Annotated in this window: 16 protein-coding genes and 1 pseudogene; 7 read left to right on the forward strand and 10 right to left on the reverse strand. The window is 65.6% G+C overall.

Going from position 1 to position 19,176, the window contains the following annotated elements:
- Positions 1-11: 11 nt before the first annotated feature.
- On the reverse strand, positions 12-278 hold the full coding sequence (locus tag ACQY4O_RS00405) for an acyl carrier protein (protein ID WP_428374283.1): 267 nt from the start codon (positions 276-278) through the stop codon (positions 12-14).
- Positions 279-924: 646 nt separating this feature from the next.
- Here ACQY4O_RS00405 and ACQY4O_RS00410 point away from each other — a divergent pair.
- The 6 genes from ACQY4O_RS00410 (at position 925) to ACQY4O_RS00435 (ending at position 8,769) form a co-directional block, all read left to right on the forward strand.
- On the forward strand, positions 925-2,262 hold the full coding sequence (locus ACQY4O_RS00410) for an O-acetylhomoserine aminocarboxypropyltransferase/cysteine synthase family protein (RefSeq protein WP_428374284.1): 1,338 nt from the start codon (positions 925-927) through the stop codon (positions 2,260-2,262).
- A gap of 35 nt (positions 2,263-2,297) precedes the next feature.
- Complete coding sequence (locus ACQY4O_RS00415; protein WP_428374285.1) at positions 2,298-3,308, forward strand: homoserine O-acetyltransferase/O-succinyltransferase family protein; 1,011 nt, start codon at positions 2,298-2,300, stop codon at positions 3,306-3,308.
- 42 nt (positions 3,309-3,350) lie between these two features.
- Positions 3,351-4,769, forward strand: coding sequence for a pyridoxal phosphate-dependent decarboxylase family protein (locus ACQY4O_RS00420; protein ID WP_428374286.1), 1,419 nt, complete (start codon positions 3,351-3,353; stop codon positions 4,767-4,769).
- Positions 4,770-4,789: 20 nt separating this feature from the next.
- Entirely contained in the window at positions 4,790-5,575 is a 786-nt protein-coding gene (locus tag ACQY4O_RS00425; RefSeq protein ID WP_428374287.1) for a hypothetical protein, read from the forward strand.
- Positions 5,466-7,268 (forward strand): long-chain-acyl-CoA synthetase, encoded by a 1,803-nt coding sequence (locus tag ACQY4O_RS00430; RefSeq protein WP_428374288.1) that lies wholly within the window; start codon positions 5,466-5,468, stop codon positions 7,266-7,268. The genes ACQY4O_RS00425 and ACQY4O_RS00430 overlap by 110 nt, the downstream gene beginning before the upstream one ends.
- Positions 7,269-7,338: 70 nt before the next feature.
- The gene (locus ACQY4O_RS00435; protein WP_428374289.1) at positions 7,339-8,769 is read left to right on the forward strand and encodes an aldehyde dehydrogenase family protein; all 1,431 of its coding nucleotides are present in this window, start codon (positions 7,339-7,341) and stop codon (positions 8,767-8,769) included.
- Between the two features lie 77 nt (positions 8,770-8,846).
- On the opposite strand, the gene ACQY4O_RS00440 is transcribed toward ACQY4O_RS00435, so the two are convergent.
- Positions 8,847-9,725 (reverse strand): glycoside hydrolase family 16 protein, encoded by an 879-nt coding sequence (locus tag ACQY4O_RS00440; RefSeq protein WP_428374290.1) that lies wholly within the window; start codon positions 9,723-9,725, stop codon positions 8,847-8,849.
- A 243-nt stretch (positions 9,726-9,968) separates the two neighbouring features.
- Between ACQY4O_RS00440 and ACQY4O_RS00445 the strand changes: the two genes are divergently transcribed.
- A complete protein-coding gene (locus ACQY4O_RS00445; RefSeq protein ID WP_428374291.1) occupies positions 9,969-10,916 on the forward strand; it encodes an amino acid--[acyl-carrier-protein] ligase in 948 nt (315 codons plus the stop codon).
- A 34-nt stretch (positions 10,917-10,950) separates the two neighbouring features.
- Here ACQY4O_RS00445 and ACQY4O_RS00450 read toward each other — a convergent pair.
- The 8 genes and pseudogenes from ACQY4O_RS00450 to ACQY4O_RS00485 form a co-directional block, all read right to left on the reverse strand.
- A pseudogene (locus tag ACQY4O_RS00450) lies at positions 10,951-11,229 on the reverse strand (transposase); the annotation flags it as partial.
- Between the two features lie 859 nt (positions 11,230-12,088).
- Positions 12,089-12,832, reverse strand: a complete 744-nt coding sequence (locus ACQY4O_RS00455; RefSeq protein ID WP_428374292.1) for an amino acid ABC transporter ATP-binding protein — start codon at positions 12,830-12,832, stop codon at positions 12,089-12,091.
- Positions 12,829-13,491: an amino acid ABC transporter permease gene (locus tag ACQY4O_RS00460; RefSeq protein WP_428374293.1), complete on the reverse strand. Its 663-nt coding sequence runs from the start codon at positions 13,489-13,491 to the stop codon at positions 12,829-12,831. The genes ACQY4O_RS00455 and ACQY4O_RS00460 overlap by 4 nt, the downstream gene beginning before the upstream one ends.
- An 11-nt stretch (positions 13,492-13,502) precedes the next feature.
- Positions 13,503-15,050, reverse strand: coding sequence for a flavin monoamine oxidase family protein (locus ACQY4O_RS00465; protein ID WP_428374294.1), 1,548 nt, complete (start codon positions 15,048-15,050; stop codon positions 13,503-13,505).
- A gap of 64 nt (positions 15,051-15,114) precedes the next feature.
- Positions 15,115-15,918, reverse strand: a complete 804-nt coding sequence (locus tag ACQY4O_RS00470; protein ID WP_428374295.1) for a substrate-binding periplasmic protein — start codon at positions 15,916-15,918, stop codon at positions 15,115-15,117.
- A 64-nt stretch (positions 15,919-15,982) separates the two neighbouring features.
- A complete protein-coding gene (locus tag ACQY4O_RS00475) occupies positions 15,983-17,407 on the reverse strand; it encodes an NAD(P)-binding domain-containing protein (RefSeq protein ID WP_428374296.1) in 1,425 nt (474 codons plus the stop codon).
- Positions 17,404-18,387, reverse strand: coding sequence for an NAD-dependent epimerase/dehydratase family protein (locus ACQY4O_RS00480; protein WP_428374297.1), 984 nt, complete (start codon positions 18,385-18,387; stop codon positions 17,404-17,406). The genes ACQY4O_RS00475 and ACQY4O_RS00480 overlap by 4 nt, the downstream gene beginning before the upstream one ends.
- Positions 18,384-19,160, reverse strand: a complete 777-nt coding sequence (locus ACQY4O_RS00485) for a ribonuclease activity regulator RraA (RefSeq protein ID WP_428378058.1) — start codon at positions 19,158-19,160, stop codon at positions 18,384-18,386. Before ACQY4O_RS00485 ends, ACQY4O_RS00480 begins: the two co-directional genes overlap by 4 nt.
- Positions 19,161-19,176 lie beyond the last annotated feature (16 nt).

Consider the following 19,176-nt stretch of genomic DNA (forward strand, 5'->3'; position numbering starts at 1 on the left):
GCGCGAGCCGTCTAGATAGTGGCATGCTCGTACAGCCGTATGAAATCACCGATGGTGACAGGAAATGCGTGGGCTTCGTTGGAAAGCGGATCCAGGCCGAGCTCATCATCCAGCCGGGCTACCAGGATCGCGAAACAAAGTGAGTCGAGACCGGAATCAAAGAGTTTTAGATCGTCGGTCAGCGGGGCCAGCTGCCGGCCTTGCTCGTCTGCAACCCGAGCGATCTGTTCCAGGATAACCGGGCGGACTGGCATCTTGCGTTCCCGATGGAGCGTCATGTCTGTGGGCAACGAGATTGGAAGTGCGGCAGGGGACTGCCCTAGAGAAACGTCAGTCGATGTTTGCGCTTCCTAACAATTTGTAGTTGCGGCTGGCAAACTGTGAAGAAAGCGACCCTTAGACCGGCTGCATGTTGATGGTACTAGTCAAGAACCCGCAAGCCTAATTATCATCCGAGCGCGAGCGCCCGCGGACGAGTTCAAGGAACGTGCTGTCAGCGCAACACCGGACCGGCAAGCAAAAGTCTAGTCATACGAACGACAAGTCCGTTATATGTGCGTGAAATAACAGACGTGAGCCGTTGCCGAATTGACCTCTCGTTGCTGACCCGCTACCTGCAATATTGTGTGATTAATCAATGGTCACTAATGCAGATATTAGAACAGCCGTAAGTCGTAGATAGGCGCCTTCATCGCCTGCTCGTGCGCAACTCCGGTCGTGTGTTCGGCACCCGTCATTGCTCCCCTGCATTGGACTGGTGACGTGAGCATATGGTCTCGCCATCGTTCGGGGCATCTACCGACGGCCCGCATAGGCAGCGATAGCCATTGTTCTCGTCGAGAAGGTCGGGTGCGGAAGATCAGGTCCGGCGATTTCTGAATTCGTGAGGCGTGGCGCCGGCGCGCCGGCAGGATAATGTGCGAAATGCGTATCGAGACACTGGCGCTGCATGCCGGCTTTGATCTGGACCCTACGACCCGGGCGCTTGCAGTGCCTCTGTATCAGACCGTGGCGTACGGCTTTGACAGTTCCGAGCACGCGGCGGCGCTGTTCAATCTCGAAGTGGACGGACATCGCTACAGCCGGATCAGCAATCCAACTAATAATGTTCTCGAGGTTCGGATCGCTGCGATGGAAGGCGGTCTTCAGGCACTGAGCGTGGCCTCGGGGCAGGCGGCGTTGCATTATGCTGTTTCCAACATATTGCGGCCCGGCCGAAATCTTGTATCGGTCCCGCAGCTCTACGGAACCACCCATTCGATGTTCGCCCATTATCTGCCTGATTTGGGCATTGAGGTTCGCTTTGCGGACAGCGATCGACCCGAGGACGTCGAAAGCGTCATCGATGACAATACCAGGGGCGTGTACTGCGAGAGCGTCGGCAATCCGGCCGGCAATGTCGCGGATATCGCCGGCCTGGCGGCGGCGGCACATCGGCACCATGTGCCGCTGATCGTCGACAATACCGTGCCGACGCCGGTCCTGTTGCGGCCGATCGAGCATGGCGCGGACATCGTCGTGCAGTCGCTGACCAAGTTCCTCGGCGGCCACGGCACTTCGATCGGCGGAGCCATCATCGACAGCGGACGCTTTCCCTGGCGCGACTTTCCCGACCGCTTCCCGATGTTCAGCGAGCCGGACCCGTCCTATCAAGGCCTGGTCTATACGGAGCATTTCGGCGATGCCGCCTTTATCGCGCGCTGCCGGAGCGTGCATCTCCGGACCACCGGGGCTGCGCTCTCGCCTTTCAACGCCTTCATGCTGCTGCAGGGCATCGAGACGGTCGCTGTTCGGGTGGACCGTCACGTCGAGAATGCGAGGCACGTTGCCGAGTTCCTGCGACGGGATCCGAGAGTGCAATGGGTCAGCTACGCCGGCTTTGCCGACAGCCCGCAATACGCGATGGTGCAGAAGTATCTCGGCGGACGCGCGTGCTCGCTGCTCACATTCGGGGTGCGCGATGGCTATGCGGGCGGCGTGCGGTTCTATGACGCCTTGAAGCTTGTCAAAAGGGTTGTGAACCTGGGTGACTGTAAGTCCCTGGCCTGCCACCCGGCCTCGACCACCCACAGGCAGATGTCGGCGGACGAGCAGAAGCGTGCCGGCGTCACCCAGGAGACGATCCGGCTCAGCATCGGCATCGAGCATGTCGACGATATCATCGCGGATCTGGACCAGGCGCTCGAGGCCGCGGTCGATGGCGCCGCCAGCCACCCGCGCGCCGCTCCGGTCTCCTGTACACCGCTCGAGATTGTGTCGTGAGAGATGTCGTCCGGACCCTGGGTGGACCGCAGGCCATGCACCGGCCTCGACCACTGGTTGTCGGACTGGTCAACAACATGCCAAATGGCGCGCTGAAGTCCACGCAGGAGCAGTTCACCCGGCTGCTGCGAGCAGCCTGCCCGCAGCGCGAGATCTCCCTCGAGCTGTTCAGCTGCCGGCCAAGTCGCGGGCAAGGCGACGGCCCCCCCAGCGGCGGCGCACCCGGCGCGCTAGGGGAGTACAGGGACCTCACGGAGTTGTATGGCGCGCATCTCGATGCGGTGATCGTCACCGGCATGGAGCCGCAGGCCGCGCACCTGCAGGACGAGCCGGCCTGGGCGTGCCTGACGAGATTGGTCGACTGGGCCCAGGAGACTGCGGTTCCGGTGATCTGGTCCTGCCTTGCCGCCCACGCGACTGTCTTCTACCTCGATGGGATCCGTCGCTCCCGGCTCCCTGCCAAGCTGTCCGGTGTGTTCGCGTGCGACCTGGTCGGTGTCGACCATCCACTGGCCGAAGGCCTCCCAGGCCGCTGGAGCACGCCGCATTCGCGCTATAACGGCCTGTCGGAGGGGGCGCTGGTGCGGGCGGGCTACGAAATCCTGTCGCGGGCCCAGGAGGCTGGCGTCGATAGTTTCCTCAGGCCCGGACCAGCTCCGTTTCTCTTCCTCCAGGGGCACCCGGAATACGATGCGCGCACTCTGCTGTACGAGTACACGAGAGACATTCGCCGCTATCTTCTGGGCCAGCGGGATGAATACCCGCTGGTCCCGCGCAACTATTTTGCGGCACCGCTCGAAGCGGCGCTCGACGATTACCGCTGCCATGTCTTGGCCGCACACCGCGGCATCGCCGCGCTGAAGGAGGTCTTGCAGCTCGTCGCGAACGCTTCGCCCGCCAACCCGTGGGATCGTCCGGCAGTCCGGCTCTATGCGAACTGGATCGCGCGCCTGGTCCGCGGCGCGCCGGATCGACATCCCGGAACTTTCGTGCCGGGCCTGCATGGTGTTTGCCATCCCGATCCGGCAGTCCTGGGCGAGTGCTGACCGATGGATGTCGCAAGCGCCGACCTGCAGATCCCGACGCCGTTGTTTCCAGCCGCATCCGATCGCAAAGCGCTCGATGACTACCTGACCGCACGGCTCGGGGAGAGCGCCCGGCGCGTGGCGTCCGGCAGTGTCGTGCCGGACATGGACCGGTCGGTATTCGCCGAGGGCCTCGCGGGCTTCGACTTCGAGACGCCGAGGCCGCTGGCCATCGTGCTGCCCTGGGTCATCGAGCAGTTGGAGCACGGGATCGTCCACCTGACGCATCCTCGCTATTTCGGCCTCTTCAACCCGGCTCCGACATTCCCGTCCGAGTGCGCCGAGCGGATCGTTGCGGCGTTCAATCCGCAACTGGCGAGTTCGAGGACATCTCCGGTCGCGGTCGACATGGAAGCCCACCTGATCGGAGCCATCGCGCGCCGGGCGGGCCTGCCACCGCAGAGCGTCGGCCATTTCACGTCGGGGGGCTCCGAGGCCAACTTTACCGCTCTGACCTGTGCGTTGACCCGGGCCGATCCCCGCTACGCATCGGAGGGCGCGCGTGGGTTCTCCAATCCGCCTGTTCTCTATGTTTCGCAAGACGCCCATTCGGCGTGGCACAAAATAGCGCACCAGTCGGGAATTGGCCGCGCCGCAGTCCATGTGGTCGCGACCGACGGGTCGGGTCGCATGGACCCACAAGCTCTGGTCGCTTGCATCGCCGACGATGTCTCGCAGGGTCGTCTGCCGGTGATGATCGTGGCCACGGCCGGCACGACCGGGGCCGGCATGATCGACCCGCTGAGTGACTGTGCGGAGATAGCCCGTGCCGCCGGCGCATGGTTGCATGTCGACGCCGCGTGGGGCGGCGCGCTGATCGTCTCGGATCGGCTGCGCAAACTCCTTGACGGCATCGAGGCGGCGGATTCCGTCACCATCGATGCACACAAGTGGCTGGCGACGACGATGGCGTGCGGCGTGTTCATCACCGCCCATGCCATCGTCCTGGGCGAGGCCTTCCACGTCGCACCCTCGGCGGCGAGCTTCATGCCGTCGAACATCCGCAGCCTGGACCCGTACGTGACCACCGCGCAGTGGTCGCGACGGTTTCTCGGGCTGCGGCTGTTCCTCTCCCTGGCCGTCGCCGGGTGGTCGGGCTATGCCGATCATGTCGAGAGGTCGATCGATCTCACCGCGCTGCTCAGGGAAGAGTTGCGCCACCTGGGATGGGGCGTGGCAAACGACTCCTCCCTGGCGGTCCTGTGCGTGGATCCGCCTGAAGGCTTCCCCGCTGCAGCCTCGATCGCCGCCGCGGTCGTGTCGTCGGGAGAGGCCTGGGTGGCGGCCACACGGTTTTGCGGCCGCGACGTGCTGCGGATCTGCCTGACCAACGGCCAGACGATGCCACAGGACGTCCTCGCGCTGGCCGGTATTCTGCAGGGTATGGGTCCTGCCTCAACGCCTGACATCAATCGGGCCTGAGAGCCCACGGAGTGTTTTCCATGACGAGCCCACGGGACTTCCGCTATCCGCAGGTCATAGCCGAGATCTGCAACCTGGATTGGCAGGGGATCAGCGGCGAAGACATGACCTCCATTGCGTGGGCCTATCATTTCTTCTCCATCCAGTTCCGGGAGAATCTCAAGACCGCCAGGCGTCTGCATCCGCATGACGAGAAGCTGCGCCAGCTGGAGGCAGAGGAGTGCGACACCGACAACCTGGCGCCCTGGCCCGGGGTCGCCGCGGTTGGTGAAAAGATGAACCATGACGAGTTCATGCGCCGCACGCTTGATCTGATGCCGATCGACACCGTGAAGTTCCAGCGTCTGCAGACGATCGGACACCGCTACCTGAGAGAGGCGCGTGCGCTGAATGCCACCGTCCGGGCTGCCAGTATCGCGAGCTACGAGGATGGCGGACTCGAGCGGGTGTTCAAGGCGATCCTGGGCTTCTGCGACTGGAACACTCCCTTGCTGCAGGCTTTCGAGCACTTCCTTGCCGAGCACGTGCGCTTCGACAGCGATCCTGACCAGGGGCATGGTGCGCTGAGCCGGCACATCGAGGTGGATGACCGTATCCTGCCCCTCTGGGAGGGCTTCAGGGAGTTGCTCGTGACCTGTGTTCCCAGCCTGCTCGGGAAGACGGCAACCGGATCGGCGAGGCTGCATGAGCTTGACAATGGATTCGAAGCCCTCCCGCAAGGCGCTGAACGAGTGGTCGCGTACGCTCCAGTGCATGCAACAGCTGGACTTGTCGGGGCACACGACGATCCTGTCTGTCATTCGTGACGTCGCTGCAGTCCAGGGCGACAAGCCGGCGCTGATCGGAGAAACCGAACAGCTCGGCTATCGCGGGCTCGTCGACCGGTCCGAGGCCTACGGATACTGGGCAACCGCTCGAGGGGTGGACGCAGGCGAGGTGGTCTGCCTGCTGATGCCGAACTGCCCGGACTATGTCGCGATCTGGCTCGGGCTGAGCGGAGTTGGCGTTGCGGTCGCCTTGATCAACACCGGTCTTGTCGGTGCGGCACTCGCGCATTGCATTCGCGCCGCCGGATCGCGCCGGATCATCGTCGAGGCCTCGCTCGTCGCGCGCCTCGAGGCGATCACGTCGCAGCTTCCCGCCGGCCTGAGGATATGGGTCCATGGCGAGAGCCGAAGCCAGGATGAGACCGAGGATGGAGAGGGCTGCCTGTCGCGGATCGATATCGGATCGGCGCCGGCCGGAGCGCTTCCTCGCCTGCGGCTGCCTGGACGTTCGGACCGTGCCCTGCTGATCAGCACCTCGGGGACCACCGGCCTGCCGAAATCGGCGACCATCACCCATGCGCGCGTCCTGGAATGGAGCACGTGGTTCGCCGGCATGATGGATGTCCGGCAGGAGGACAGGCTGTACGACTGCCTGCCGCTGTACCACAGCATCGGTGGCGTGGTGGCCATCGGATCGATGCTGAGCCGCGGTGGGTCGGTGGTGATCCGGGCACGCTTTTCGGCGCGCGGCTTCTGGGACGACATCATCGAGACCGGGTGCACGATCTTCCAGTATATCGGCGAACTCTGCCGGTATCTCACCCGCGCGCCGAAGCATCCGGCGGAGACCGCGCACCGGCTCAGGCTGTGCTGCGGCAACGGTCTGCGCGGCGATGTATGGCAGGAGTTCCAGGATCGCTTCCGCATCCCGAGGATCCTCGAATTCTATGCAGCCACCGAGGGCCACGTGTCGCTCTACAACTGCGAGGGCAAGCCGGGCTCGATCGGACGCATCCCGGCCTTCCTCGCCCACCGCTTTCCGGTCGAGCTCATCCGCTCGGACACCGACACGGGCGAACCGATACGCGACGCCGCCGGCCGCTGCATGCGTTGCGTGGCGGACGAAGCCGGAGAGGCGATCGGCCAGATAAGCGAGAACAGGTCGGGTCCGGCACGCGGCTTCGATGGCTACACCAACGGGCAGGCAACCGATCGCAAGATACTTCGGGATGTCTTCGTCGAGGGGGACCGCTGGTTCCGGACCGGCGACCTGATGCGGCGCGACAGTGCCGGCTACTTCTACTTCATCGACCGCATCGGCGACACCTACCGCTGGAAAGGCGAGAACGTGTCGACGATGGAGGTGGCGGCGGTCATCGAGGCCTGCCCCGGCGTTACCGGCGCGGTGGTCTGCGGCATCGCGCTCCCGCGCACCGATGGCCGCACTGGCGTGGCGGCGGTCACCATCGGCAAGGACTTCGACTTTGCCGCGCTTAGGGCACACATGTTCGCCAACCTGCCGGACTATGCGCACCCGATGTTCGTGCGGATCTGCAGCGCCATCGCGACCACCGGGACCTTCAGACCGACGAAAGGCCCGCTCGTGCAAGCCGGCCTGACGCTGTCGCCGGAAGTCGGCGCGCTCTGGTTCAATGACCGCAGCGAGGGACGCTTCATTGCCTGCGACGACCGTCTCCTGTCCCGCATCGAAGACGGTGCGCTGCCGCTCTAGCCGGCCCGGTCGCCGGCATGACCAGACCTACCGGGACCAGACCCACCTGTAGCAGACAAGGTTGCACGCCATGGCGCACGAACTGCAGTTCTACATCGACGGCGCCTGGGTCGACCCGGTCACCGCGAACTCCCTCGACGTCATCGATCCCTCGACCGAGGGGCGGTTCGCGACGATCTCGATCGGCTCGGCGGCCGACATCGACCGCGCGGTGCGGGCGGCGAGGACTGCCTTCGAGAGCTTCGGATGGTCGGACCGCCAGGAGCGGCTCGACCTCCTGCACAGGATCATCGACGTCTATGACCGGCGGCACGGCGACCTTGCTGCGGCCGTGTCGCGCGAAATGGGGGCGCCGCTGAAGTTCGCGCATGACGTCCAGGTCGGCATCGGGCGCGCCCACCTCAAGAAGATGGCCGAGGTGCTCGAGGACTACGCCTTCGGGGTCAGCAAGGGGTCCGGCTACGTGGTCAAGGAGCCGATCGGCGTCGTCGGCATGATCACGCCCTGGAACTGGCCGCTGAACCAGATCCTCTGCAAGGTCGCGCCTGCACTGGCGGCGGGGTGCACCATGGTCCTCAAGCCGAGCGAGATCGCGCCACTCAACGCCGTCGTGCTGGCGGAGATCCTGGATGAAGCCGGCGTCCCCAGGGGTGTCTTCAACCTGGTCAATGGCGAGGGTGCCACGGTCGGCGCGGCGATGGCAGGCCATCCCGGGATCGACATGGTCTCGTTCACCGGATCGACGCGGGCGGGCATCCAGGTCGCGAAGGCTGCCGCCGACACCGTCAAGCGGGTGTGCCAGGAACTCGGTGGCAAGTCGCCAAACATCCTGCTGCGCGGCGCCCCACTCGAGGCGGCGGTGGAGAAGGGTGTCGCCGGCTGCTACCGCAACAACGGCCAGTCCTGCAACGCACCCACCCGGATGCTGGTCCCGGAGGAGTTGCACGACCAGGCGGTGGCGTATGCGGCCGCGGCAGCCGGGCGATACCACGTCGGCACCGCGGACGATCCCGCGACGACGATCGGACCGGTGGTCAGCCAGGCGCAGTTCGACAAGATACAGCGCCTCATCGAAAGCGGCATTGCCGAGGGCGCCACCCTGGAGGCGGGCGGACCCGGGCGGCCCGACGGCTTGAAGCTGGGGTATTTCGTCCGCCCGACCGTGTTCGGCAACGTCACGCCGGACATGGCCATTGCGCGCGAGGAGATCTTCGGGCCAGTCCTGAGCATCATGCCGTACGGCTCGGAGGACGAAGCGGTCGCCGTCGCCAACGATAGCGAATACGGCCTGGCCGCCTATGTCCAGTCCGACGATCTCTCCCGTGCGCGCCAGGTCGCGCGCCGGCTTCGTGCCGGCACCGTGCACATCAACTATCCGGCCTGGGATTCCGGCATGCCGTTCGGCGGCTACAAGCGGTCCGGCAACGGACGGGAATTCGCGGAATACGGGCTGGAGGATTATCTGGAGGTCAAGGGCATCCTCGGCTGGAGTGCCGCGTGAGAAAACGCCCTGGACCGGAGGATGATGCATGCATCATCCTCCGGTCCGGGCTGACCCGCCGCGAACCTCGGGAGCCTTCAGGGTGTCAAGGGCAACGAGCACATCGGTCCGAAGATGTTCGACGGACCGCTATAGTTGGGCTGCGGCGTAACCGCGACCGCATTCGGTGCGCTCGAGTAGATGTGGATGTAGTCGACCACGTAGCTGTTCGGAAACACCGTCTTGCTGTCCACAACGTTGTCGTTCCATCCCCCAACCGCGCTGTTGAGGATGGTCTGCATCGGGGTGTTTGGGATCTTGACCATGGAGCCTTTGTAGATCTCGCCCTGCATCAGCTGGAAGGTCTGCACGCCGTCGATGAACCAGGTGAGGCTGGTTGGCGTCCACAGCATCCCGTAGACATGGTATGCGGTGGAGAGGTCGGGTCCCAAGGCGATAGTTCCCAGCCCGACGCCGCCTGTGAGGGATGCATCGTTGGACGGATGGTAGGTCGACCACTGCTGGCCGGGGTTATTGCCAAGCCACTCGAAGACGTCGATTTCCGGATAGTTGCCGTTGTTGTTCATCCAGAATGCCGGCCACATGCCGTGGCCATTCGCCGGCATCATCGCTCGTTCCTCGAAGTAGCCATACTGGAAAGACTGCTTGGTGCTTATGAAGCCCGCGCTGTACGGCCGGCCTGAGGGCGAGCCTTTGGTTGCGGTGAGCTGGAGCGATCCGTTGGCGACGGTCGCGTTGCTCGGGGTGAACTGGTCCAGGCCGTAGCCGCCGCCGATCCAGCTGTTCGCCATGACGTTCCACTTTGCGGTGTCGACGCTGGTTCCGTTGAATTCATCATCGAAAACAAGCTTGTAGGACGTATTGATGGCGGAAGTCTGGGTGATATTCTGGGCCCGAGCAACCGATCCGGCTGCGAGGCAGGCCATGGCCGAAATAAGAGCGATCCTGTATTGCACGATGTATCTCGATTTGAAATGTTGGCGCGGTATGTTCGTTAGAAACGATATCCGGTCAATCGATGTCAACATCTTTGCACCAGAGATAGTAATCCAATTCTTTGGTTCAGTCCAACTGACCAACCGTTTCTTAACCGGATCGTAACTCCCCGCTGCGGGGGCCCTGCCATAGCAAGGCTGCCGGTCCCGAGGCCGCCTCCGGTTGAACAGCTTGAAGAAACGTCTATCGTCCGGCGCGACAGCTTGCTGTCCCATATTCTGGCAGGCGGGAAGCGGATGGATGGAGCTGACGGCAGCGACCTGCCGGATCCCTGGACGAGCCCTCGTCTTCTGATACCGACCAGCGTCGAGGGGCTGTATGGCAAAGGGGTAGACCTCGAGAGCCTGGTGGCATTCCTCAGCCGATGGATCATGCAGGCCGGAGCAGACGAGCACGCAGAGGTTCTGCGCTTTCCGCCGATGCTGCCGCGCCGCGACTTCGAGGCGTCGGGCTACTTCCTGTATTTCGCGTCCCTGGCGGGGACCGTGCACTGCTTCTGTGGTGACGAGGAGTCGCACCGCGCGCTCTCGCGTGCCCACGACGCGGGAGAAGACTGGACGACAGCCCAGGCGGCCACCGATCTCGTCATGCTTCCAGCAGCATGCTATCCGGTCTATCCGGCGATCGCCGCACGCGGACCGGTTCGGACGGACGGCCAGGTGGTCGATGTCTGCAGCTACTGCTTTCGCCATGAGCCGTCTCGCGATCCAACCCGCATGCAGATGTTCAGACAGCATGAGAGGGTGTTCATCGGCACGCGCAAGGGAGCCGAGGATTTCCGGGATCGCTGGATCGGGCTTGCCAGTGCGCTGGCTCGGCTGCTCGCGCTGCCGCACGATGTGAAGTTCGCAAGCGACCCTTTCTTCGGGCGGATCGGACGGGTCATGGCGCGCAGCCAGCGTGAGCAGGCCCTGAAGCTGGAGCTTCTTGTGCCCATCATGTCCGAAGCCTCGCCCACCGCTTGCGCGAGCTTCAACCTCCACCTCACAAAGATGGCGACGTCCTTCGGACTCATGTTCGAGGATGGAACGCCGGCCTACACTGCCTGCGCCGGCTTCGGTCTCGAGCGGCTAGCCCTGGCGGTGCTGCGCCATCATGGGGCGGACCCTAGCGGCTGGCCGCAGCCATTACGGAGCCAGCTTTCGACCTGATCCGGCGGTTCGTGGGGCCGCCCCAGGGTCGGGATCATAACCAGAAGCTGACGATGGCGGCGAGGCGGACGCTGTTGGCGAAGTCGGTTTCGAGCTTGTCGGAGCGGGTGGCGGTCCTGCGGTAGTCCCTGAGCCGACAGAACATGCGTTCGATGGCGTTGCGGCCACGATAGAGCCCTCTACTGAAGCAGCTTTTCCAGATCCGGGTGCGCTTGGGTGGGATGTTCGGGACGGCACCCTGCTGTTCGATCTGCTGGCGGATGGCGTTGGTGTCGTAGGATTGATCTGCCATGACCAACCCGTTGTGTGGCAATCCATGCCGCAGGTCCGTAACCGTCATGGCGACGACATAGGGTGCGTGATATGCACTCGGTAATCCGGGCTGGGGATGGGCACGCTGCTGCCGGAGTTGGTTGTTGATGCTGGGAGCGCTCATACGATTGGTTGTAAGAGGGCGCGCAGTCCTCGGGTCGAAGTTATAGAAGCTGAGCACCGTCGATCAGGGGCCGCGGAGCAGAAGCGCTAGATCGTGGGCGAGAGCCTCGGGTCAGAGCTGACGTCGACGGCGGTCGCCCGCAAGCACGGGATCAGCGCGGCCCAGCCCTATACGTGGCGGCAGCAGATGGTGAGCGTTCAGAGCGCAAAGGTGAGCCGGCCTGGACCGCGGTTCACGGTGGTGGAACTGTCCCGGCCTGTGCCCGATCCCGCGCCCGCTTCGCGGGCTTCACCGTCGATCCCCGCGTTTCCTGAACACGCCCCGTCTCTGGCTGCGAGATTGATCGAGATCCTGCTGCCGAGCGGCGTGTCGCTCCGTGTGGACGTCCAGGCGGACGGCCGCGCGCTGCACCGTGTGCTGCGCGCGTTGGAGGGTCGATGATTGCGTTGCCGGCCAGCGGGCGTGTCTATCTGGCTTGCTGGGTGACGGACATGCGCAAGGGGATGACGGGGCAGCCCCGAGCGGCGCTTCTCGCGCAGCCGGTAGCTGTCGCCGCGGGGCCGTGCAGCGAGCGATGACGAGCGGGCTATGCAGCTTGCGCGGTATCTGACGCTGGAGTCCTTCATACCGCTAGCGATGATCGCATCGTCAGCCTGCCATCGATGGCAGGCTGACTACGCAGCCAACGCTGCCCAATCACACCGCTCCAGCAGCACGCGGTGGAACACGATGATCCCTACTTATGATTGTGCGAGATGAACCTACGCGCCGCCTCGGTGTAAGGGTTGGCGAAGAAGGCACCGGTTTCGGCTTCCTCGCCAATGCGACCGTTCTGCATGAAAACGATCCTGTTCGAGACACGTCTGGCAAATTCCATTTCATGGGTCACCACCAGCATGGTGACGGACAGGGACGCGAGCGCCGTCATCGTCTCGAGCACTTCTCGAGCTAGCCCCGGATCAAGCGCCGAAGTCGGCTCGTCGAATAGAATGGCTACTGGCTCCATCGCAAGAGCACGCGCAATCGCCACGCGCTGCTGCTGGCCTCCCGACAGCTGCAACGGATAGCGGTCGGCGAAGGCTTGCAGCCCGACCTGATCCAGGGAGGCAAGGCCACGCTTCCTTGCGTCCTCGGAAGACAGCTTACGTACCTGCACCAGCCCCTCGATGACATTCTGCAGCGCGGTCAGGTGCTGCCAGAGATGGAAGCCCTGGAACACCATGCCGATACGCGCACGCATCGCAGCGAGTGGCCGGGCGCCGGCGCGCGGATCGATTATCTTGCCCTCGATCAGCAACCGGCCGGCCTGATGCGTCTCGAGCTGGTTGACGATGCGAAGCATGGTGCTCTTGCCGGCACCCGAAGGACCGATGATGCTGACGACGTCGCCGGCCTGCACATCGAGCGTGATGTCGTCCAGGACGACCGTCGTGCCGTAGAGCTTGCGTATGCCGTCGAGGCGTATGAGGGCGCTGGTCATCCGGCCTGCCTTCCACGCCGCATCAGTCGCCGCTCGAGCCAGATCTGGAACAGCTGCAGCATCGACGTCATCGCGAGATAGAGCACGCCGGCGACGCCGATCGATTCACCCAGCCTGTAGGTGGAGCTGTAGATCGACTGGCTGGTGAACATGAGCTCCTGCACAGAGATGACGGAGACCAGAGAGGAATTCTTCAGCAGGTTGATGGACTGGCCGATGTAGGGCGGAAGGGCCGGCAGCAGCGCCTGCGGCAGGACGATGCGCCGCATGATCTGCGACGGCATCATTCCCACCGCACGCGCGGCTTCCGATTGGCCGATCGGCACCGTGCCGATGGCGGCGCGGAAGATGTCGACGTAGTAGGCCGCCGCGTTGAGGCCGAGCACGAGCGCCCCGGCGGTGAAGGCGGGCAGGCGTATGCCGAACGAGGGCAGCCAGTAATAGACGGCGAAGATCTGCAGCAGCAGCGGCGTGCCGCGTATGAGCCACACATAGGCTCCGATGGCGACGCGTGCCGCGCCGCTCCTGGCCAGACGCAGCAGCGTCAGGCCCAGGCCGAGCAGTGTGCCGCCCACCAGCGCGAGCCCGGAGATCGCCAGCGTGATCCCGGCGGCCCGCAGCAGGTAGGGCAGGTAGGTGCCGAGCAGCGTCCAGTCCATGCCGGGCCCGGTCAGAGGGCCGCGGTGGCGGCCGAGCCGGCCATGGCGGCGATGGCGTGGTAGGCCGAGCGTATGGCCCCCTCCTGCCAGCCATTGACGTTGGTCAGGTAGTCGGCGGCGAAGAAGAACGGGCCGTCCGGCTTGTTGAGCCGCTCGTAGGCCCACTGCGTCGCCGGCGTGAACACCGCGCCGGTGCCGAGGCTGTACGGAATGTTGCCCCAGGTGACCGAGACCGGCCGCGTGAGGGACGCGGCGTGCCCAGGGTAGATGGCGTCTATCGCGGCCCTGGCAAGGTCTGCCTGCCGGTCCAGCGGCTGCGGGCTGATCTCCTTCTCGCCGCCGTACAGTACGAGCACGCCCTGATCGGACATCAGGTCGCCGCTCGGATGCCAGATCACCGCGTCCGGCGATTTCAGGTACGAGATGCCGCCATAGACATGGTAGTCGCGCTCCCAGAAGCGCGGCCCCTGGAAGGCCATCTTCTGGCGCATGTGGCTGCCGGGGGCCGCGATCGCCCGTTTCACGTCGGGCGAGAAATCCGACGGGATGTTGGACAGCACGGCGAGCGGGATGGTGCACAGGCACAGATCCGCCTCGACGGCATGCGTCCTGCGCGACTTTTCGTTGGTGTAGGAAATGGTGACGCCGGCGCCGGTCCGGGCGATCCTGGTGACGATGCAGCCGGTGCGTATCGCGCCGCCGAGCCGGTGCGCGAAAGCCTTGGCGATCCGGTCCATGCCGCCGACCGGTTGCAGCATCGTGGTCTGCATGACGAACAGCTCGTCGAACATGATGCCGTGCCACATGCCGGCATCCAGCAGCACGTCCATTGGCAGCGGCTGCTCGATGACGCCGGCATCGTCGGCGGCACCCGGCAGCGAGACATAGCCGGCGCGCGGCGAGCCCTTGTAGAGTAGCTCGGGCGACAGGTCGCCGTACTGCCGCAGGAAGTCGATCATGCGCGAACGGTCCTCGGCGGTGATCGACTGGTCCAGCGCGTGCTGGTTGACGCTCTTGGCCAGCAGTTCGGACACGTGGCCCCGCGTGTCGGTCCAGACCCGGCGCAGCGTCATCGGCTTGCCGTCGTACACCGCATTGTCCTGTACGGCGGCGTTATGGTTCGAGTTGATCTCGACCTCGAGCGGTACGCCGAAGGCGCGGCAATAGCCGATGAGGGCGGTATGGTGGCTGGGGATGCGACCTGGGCCGGCGTTGAAATACTGGCCTTCGTCGAAGCGGCAGGCCTGGGTGCGGCCATCGGTGAAGCGGACCTCGTCACCGCCGCGTATCGTCCAGCTCTTGCCGCCGACGCGGTCGCGCGCCTCGAGCACGGTGCAGTGATAGCCGGCGCGACGCAGTTCGTGGGCTGCGGTCATGCCGGCGATGCCGGCGCCCAGGATGACGACGTGCCTGCCGGCGCCGGAGCCAGGGGCAAGCGCGGGCAGGCGGGTCTCGGCATGCGCGGTCTCGAGGCCGAGACCCTGCAGGGCGATCTGCGCGGCGCCGAATCCGCCCGCCAGACCTACGCCCATGATCCAGTCGCGTCGTGTCATGGACATGACTGTTATCTCCTCCGAAGATGTGACATGCCGGCTGGGATGCTCGGTGGCCCGGGTGTGCGCGCTACGGCGCCGACAGGTTCGGCGGCTGCATGTGGAAATATTGCAGATACAGTTTTAGGTAGGTTCCGTCTTCGAACTTCGCATCGATGATGGGATCGATGGCGGCCTTGAGGTCGGAGGCGCCATGCGGCAGCACGATGCCCTGCGGCGTCGGCCTGGCACCTTCGCCCACGACCTTGATGTCGCTGAAGCCGCGGCTGCGGTAGAAGGCGACGCTGGTGGCGCCGAGCACGGCCACCTCGGCATGGCCGGTGCGCAGAGACATGAAGACGTCGCTCGCACCCGGCAGCGCCATGACGGAGGCGACCCCCGGGGTCGCGCGCACGATCTGCTCCTGGAAGGACCCGGCGACCACGGCCACATCGTGCCCGGCGATGCCTGCGAAATCGTGGATCGTGCTGTTGGCGGCGGGAGCGACCGCCACGGTCGCCTCGTAGGAATAGGGTCGCGAGAAACCGAACATCGCCGCGCGCTGCGGCGTGATCCGGATGCCGGACATCAAGGCATCGACCTGTCCGGCCTGCAGGGCGGCCATCAGCCCGCGGAAATCGATCTTGACCCAGTCGGGTGCCACGCCGAGCCCGTGAGCGACCAGTTCGCCCCAGGCGATGTCGTAGCCAGTCAGGGTGTTGCGGAAATCAACCCCGGTATAGGGAGGGGCGTTGCCGGACGTGCCGATGCGGATCCGGCCGGCCGCCCTGATCGCGTCCAGGAGCCCGGCACTGGCGCGAGCCCGGACGGCGCGTCCCGAGACCAGCAGGCCGGCTGCGCCGACGAGCAGCCGGCGTCGCTGAAGGAAGGGCATCGTCATGATCTCCTCGTCCCGGCGCAGGAAACGGCGGCGTCGCGGTGGCAACGGATCGTGCCGCTCAACCCGCCGCCCGGTCCCGTGCCAGGGTGAGCGGGAATTCCGGCAGCTGGTAGTCGAGGATGGTTTGCCGGTGCATCGCGAAATCCTCCCGGAACAGGTCCTCGGTGAGCGCCTGGACCAGACGAGGCACTGCGAATTTCATGCCGCTGATCGAGGAGCCCGATGGTCCCATGCTGAGCGTCGCGCCGAAATTGAAGCAATGCACATTGGCGAGCCAGGGTGCGGCGCCTGGCTTGCGTTCGATGAATTGCATGCCCCGGCCAAGATACGGATACGAGCCGATGCGTTCGTCGCGCTCGGAAGCGGGCGGCGTGTAGCGGTCGCGCCAGAGTGCGGCGTGCTGCGACAGCAGGGCGAGCTCCGGACGCAGCGACAGGTCGATCTGCAGCCCGGTGCCACAAATGACGAAGTCCGCGGCGAGGCTGCCGTTCGGCGTGCGGAGCTGCACGACGCCGTCCAACAGGCTCGCCTCCTGCACCGGTGCGCCGGTCTGCAGGACGAAGCCCGGATGGCAGGTCGCCCGGTTCCAGGTTTCCAGAGTGAGCGCCTCGCGCACATTCAGCAGGTAGCGCATCATCGGCCAGCGCATCGCGTCCGGCATTGCGCCAAGATGTCGCAGGAAACCGGCATTGGCGATGATCTTGTAGGGCTGCACACGCTGCAGTTCCTGGCGCCGGCACAGCAACGTCACCGTTGCCGCACCGTGCTCCAGCGCCACCGCGGCATTGTCGAACGCCGACGCTCCGGCACCGAGAACCGCGATCCGCTTGCCGCGCAGGCCCGGGAAGTCGATGGCGTCCGCGCTGTGGGCGCGGACGGAGCGAGGCAGCCCCGCGATCTCGGGCGGCATCCACCATCGTCCGCTCGCATCGATGCCGTTCGCCAGCACGAGCTTGCGCGCGAGCACCGACACCGTGCCCTGCGGTCTCTCGAGGGTAATGCGGAGCAGGCTACCGTCCGGAACCACGCCGGTGAAGCGCGTCCGGTTCTGTACCGGAATGTCGAGCACGTGGCGGAGCCAGCAGAGATAGGCGTGCCAGTCCTGCTTGGCGATCTTGTGCAGCGTCTCGTAGGCGGCGCCGCCGTGCTGGGCCTCGAACCAGGCCTGGAAGGTCAGCGACGGCAGGCCGAGATCTGGCCCGGTCACCGATTTGGCGGTTCGCAGCGTGTGCATGCGGGCGTAGCCGGTCCAGATGCCTTCGCTGCCGGCTTCGGCACCGTCCACGACTAGGAAGTTGGTGACGCGCTCGCGAAGCAGCTGTGCCGCGATGGCGAGCCCGCCCTGTCCGGCGCCCACCACCAGCACGTCCAGCACGCGGGTCCCGTCGGCCTCGCGTGGAGGCACCCATTCGAGATCGGGATAGGCGACGAGCCTGAGGTCGCGGGCAACCTGACGCTCGAGCGCGGGCAGTCCGTCGGTCATGGCCCGGAGACCCTCTGCATGTAATCGTCGAAGGCGGCGTCGAAGTGATGGCACGGCATGTTGGCTTCGGCGGCGAAACGCTGCCATGAGAGCAGCCCACCATCACTTCTGCCCCACAAATCGATGATGTCGGCCGGGGCCGCCCTGTCGGTGTCGCCGACCGAGAAGGAGAAGCGCGGGTAGACCTCCCGCAGCCGGGCGCACCAGTCGGCCAGCGCGAACACGTGCGGCGTACCGAGATTATAGAGCGTGTGGAGCGGCGCGGGAAGGTCGAGCAGCGCGACCAGGGACGCGGCGGCGTCGGCGGCGTAGTGCCAGTTCTTCAGGCACGGGCGCGGGAGATGCGCATGCAGCCCGGCCTTGGCGCGCGTGGTGACGGTGTGGATCTGGCTCAGCGTGTCGCGCACGCCGCTCTCGTATTCCATCGGGCCGAACACGCGCCCGAGGCGACCGATCCGGCAGTCGAGGCCGAGCGAAGCGGCCAGATGCGCCGAGAGGGTCTCGCCGCTCGCCTTGGTAATGGCGTACAGGGTCGCGGGTGCGGTCGGGCGCTCCTCGTCCAGCCACTCGCCGTCCGGCGTCGACGCGCCATACACCGCAACCGAGCTGGCCAGCACCAGGCGCGGGACGCCTGCCTCGGCCATGCCGCGCAGGAGCCGGGTCAGGCCGCCGAGATTGACCGTCACGCTGTCCCAAGCGCGCTCGGCTTCCATGGCGATGCCGCTGGTGACCGCCGCCAGATGGATGATTCCCGTCACCGGGGCGGCGGCGAGGGCCTGCCGTATGTCCGCCGGCTCGCGTATGTCGCCCAGGCGCTCGACCAGCCGGCCCGGCTGTGCCGCCAGCCGTTTCACTGCCGTCAACGGCAGCAGAGACGACGACAGAGCGACGACGTCGCGACCAAGCGCCAGCAGGTGTTCCAGCACCGACAGACCGACGAAACCGGAAGCACCGGTGACGAGGACCGGCGCCGAGGTCAAGCCGACGGCTCCGAGGCCAGCCATTCCCGATAGGCGGCCATCGTCGCCTCGTCCGGCGGATACGCGACGTCGATCGGCACCCCGGTGCGGACACGGGCGATGACGAAGCGTTCCAGGCGCTCCTGCTCCGCGGCCCGTGTCGCGATCTCGTCTGCAAGGTGGCGCGGCAGGCAGACGGCGCCGTCGGCATCGCCGACGATGATGTCGCCCGGGAACACCGCGACGCCCTGGATGCCGACGGCTTCGTTGCAGCCCACCACCATGACGGCGGCAAAGGAGGACACCGCGTCGCGTCCGGCGCAGACCACCGGCAGCGCCATCCCGGCCACCAGCGAAGCGTCCGACACGCCGAGATCGAGCACGACGCCGGCGACCTGCCGGGCGATCAGCGCGGTGGTCATGATGTCGCCCATGAAGGAGATGTCGGGGTGGCCGCCGGAGCCGCAGGCGACCACGCAGCCGGCCGGTGCGGCATCAAGGGCCAGCCGGTTCAGGCTGGGAGCCGTGCGTGCGGCCATCGCGGCCCTGATGTCCTCGCGCACCGGAATGGCGCGCAGTGTCCAGGCCGCGCCGCAAAAGCGCGGCTTGCCGGCATCAAGCGGGCGCAGGCCGCGGAAGAAGCGCGTGTGCAGGCCCATCTGGAACATGACCGCCGACAGGGTCGGGACCGACACTGCGAGCAGGCGGTCGCGCAAGGCCGGTTCGACGGGTTGGCAGGTGGCGGACGCGAGTGTGCCCAGCGGAGGCAGGCGGAATGGCTCGTCTGAGGTCATCGTCACTCTCGTATCG

Origin of the sequence: Lichenicoccus sp. (genome assembly GCF_965277665.1) — a bacterium.
In the GTDB taxonomy this organism is placed as follows: Bacteria; Pseudomonadota; Alphaproteobacteria; order Acetobacterales; family Acetobacteraceae; genus Lichenicoccus.

What these genes read in the sequence shown, in the direction of transcription:
- ACQY4O_RS00405 (WP_428374283.1), bottom strand. Translation starts at nt 278, where the DNA reads ATGACGCTCCATCGGGAACGCAAGATGCCAGTCCGCCCGGTTATCCTG.
- ACQY4O_RS00410 (WP_428374284.1), top strand. Translation starts at nt 925, where the DNA reads ATGCGTATCGAGACACTGGCGCTGCATGCCGGCTTTGATCTGGACCCT.
- ACQY4O_RS00415 (WP_428374285.1), top strand. Translation starts at nt 2,298, where the DNA reads ATGCACCGGCCTCGACCACTGGTTGTCGGACTGGTCAACAACATGCCA.
- ACQY4O_RS00425 (WP_428374287.1), top strand. Translation starts at nt 4,790, where the DNA reads ATGACGAGCCCACGGGACTTCCGCTATCCGCAGGTCATAGCCGAGATC.
- ACQY4O_RS00430 (WP_428374288.1), top strand. Translation starts at nt 5,466, where the DNA reads ATGGATTCGAAGCCCTCCCGCAAGGCGCTGAACGAGTGGTCGCGTACG.
- ACQY4O_RS00435 (WP_428374289.1), top strand. Translation starts at nt 7,339, where the DNA reads ATGGCGCACGAACTGCAGTTCTACATCGACGGCGCCTGGGTCGACCCG.
- ACQY4O_RS00455 (WP_428374292.1), bottom strand. Translation starts at nt 12,832, where the DNA reads ATGACCAGCGCCCTCATACGCCTCGACGGCATACGCAAGCTCTACGGC.
- ACQY4O_RS00460 (WP_428374293.1), bottom strand. Translation starts at nt 13,491, where the DNA reads ATGGACTGGACGCTGCTCGGCACCTACCTGCCCTACCTGCTGCGGGCC.
- ACQY4O_RS00465 (WP_428374294.1), bottom strand. Translation starts at nt 15,050, where the DNA reads ATGTCCATGACACGACGCGACTGGATCATGGGCGTAGGTCTGGCGGGC.
- ACQY4O_RS00470 (WP_428374295.1), bottom strand. Translation starts at nt 15,918, where the DNA reads ATGCCCTTCCTTCAGCGACGCCGGCTGCTCGTCGGCGCAGCCGGCCTG.
- ACQY4O_RS00475 (WP_428374296.1), bottom strand. Translation starts at nt 17,407, where the DNA reads ATGACCGACGGACTGCCCGCGCTCGAGCGTCAGGTTGCCCGCGACCTC.
- ACQY4O_RS00485 (WP_428378058.1), bottom strand. Translation starts at nt 19,160, where the DNA reads ATGACCTCAGACGAGCCATTCCGCCTGCCTCCGCTGGGCACACTCGCG.